The sequence below is a fragment of the Rhizobium giardinii bv. giardinii H152 genome (genome assembly GCF_000379605.1).
Lineage (GTDB): Bacteria > Pseudomonadota > Alphaproteobacteria > Rhizobiales > Rhizobiaceae > Pararhizobium > Pararhizobium giardinii.
In genome coordinates, this window is the sequence record NZ_KB902765.1 from 1 (window position 1) to 1,477 (window position 1,477).

At 56.1% G+C, this 1,477-nt stretch carries 2 protein-coding genes and 1 pseudogene; all 3 read left to right on the plus strand.

Going from position 1 to position 1,477, the window contains the following annotated elements:
* The coding region (locus A3AY_RS0134250; RefSeq protein WP_018330178.1) for an ATP-binding cassette domain-containing protein at nt 1–345 on the plus strand (345 nt) is incomplete at its 5' end.
* 19 nt (nt 346–364) lie between these two features.
* Nucleotides 365–1,252 (plus strand): branched-chain amino acid ABC transporter permease, encoded by an 888-nt coding sequence (locus A3AY_RS0134255; protein ID WP_018330179.1) that lies wholly within the window; start codon nt 365–367, stop codon nt 1,250–1,252.
* A 59-nt stretch (nt 1,253–1,311) separates the two neighbouring features.
* Nucleotides 1,312–1,477 (plus strand): annotated as a pseudogene (locus tag A3AY_RS0134260) (branched-chain amino acid ABC transporter permease); the annotation flags it as partial.

The following is a 1,477-nucleotide window of genomic DNA, read 5'->3' on the forward strand; positions in this document are numbered from 1 at the left end:
TTTCCAAACCTCAAGGGGCGCGACAAGACGCAGGGCACGCGACTTTCCGGTGGCGAACAGCAGATGTTGGCGATCGCGAGGATTTTGCGGACTGGGGCTCGTTTCATCCTACTCGATGAACCGACCGAAGGCCTGGCCCCCGTCATTATCGAACAGATCGGCCATGCCATCCTCACCTTGAAAAATACTGGATACACCATGATCCTCGTCGAGCAGAATTTCCGTTTCGCGACGACAATCGCCGACCGGCATTTCGTGATGGAGGAGGGCCACGTCATCGATGAGCTGTCCGCGGCCGAAGTGCTGACCAATCCCGCTAAACTTGAACGTTATCTTGGGGTTTGACCCCAGGGAGGTACCGGCAATGCTCGATATTTTCAACATCCCGCCTCAGGCGCTTTTCGGCCAGTTGCTGCTGGGTCTCATAAATGGTGCTTTCTATGCCTTGCTCAGTCTGGGTCTGGCAGTCATCTTCGGCATGTTGAACGTGGTCAACATGGTTCATGGCGCATTGTACATGCTAGGCGCCTTCGCCGCCTGGCTGCTGCTTCAATATCTTGGCATCGGTTACTGGGGCGCAATTGTCATCGCTCCCATCCTCGTCGGTCTTGTGGGCTTCTTGATCGAACGCTCCATGTTGCAGCGCCTTGTGGACTCCGACCATCTCTACGGTCTGCTTCTCACCTTCGGCCTAGCATGGATCATAGAGGGAGCGTTCCGGCATTACCTCGGCGGGTCGGGGAAGCCATATCCCATCCCCGTTTCGCTTACGGGGTCTTATGATCTCGGCTTCATGTTTCTGCCGGTCTACAGAGCCTGGGTCATCCTGTTTTCCGTCGTCGTGTGCCTTGGCACCTGGCTGATGATCGAAAAGACGCGTCTGGGTTCCTATTTGCGTGCGGCAACGGAAAACCCCACCGCCGTTCGCAATTTCGGCATCAATGTTCCGCTTATGGTGTCGTTGACCTATGCTTTCGGTGCCGCTCTGGCGGGTGTCGCCGGGGTTCTTGCCGCACCCATCTACCAGGTATCGCCCAGCATGGGTGCCAATCTCATCATCGTGGTGTTCGCAGTCGTGGTCATTGGCGGTATGGGGTCGATCATCGGCTCCATCCTCACCGGCTTCGCGCTCGGCCTCTTGGAAGGGCTTACAAAAGTGGTCTATCCCGAAGCGTCAAATATGGTCATCTTCGTTATCATGGGGCTTGTCCTTCTGGTTAAGCCCGCAGGGCTGTTCGGCAAGGAGGCCTGATCATGACCGTCATTGATTCCAGTCTCCGCCGTCATCGTTCCGCACCAGCCAGCATCGGAATGATCGTCGTCGTTCTGGCGCTCTGCATCGCGCCATATTTCTTCTATCCCGTCTTTCTGATGAAGATTCTCTGCTTTGCAATCTTCGCAATCGCCTTCAATCTGCTGCTCGGCTATGTCGGCCTTCTGAGCTTCGGCCATGCGGCATTTTTTGGCTCGGCGGCTT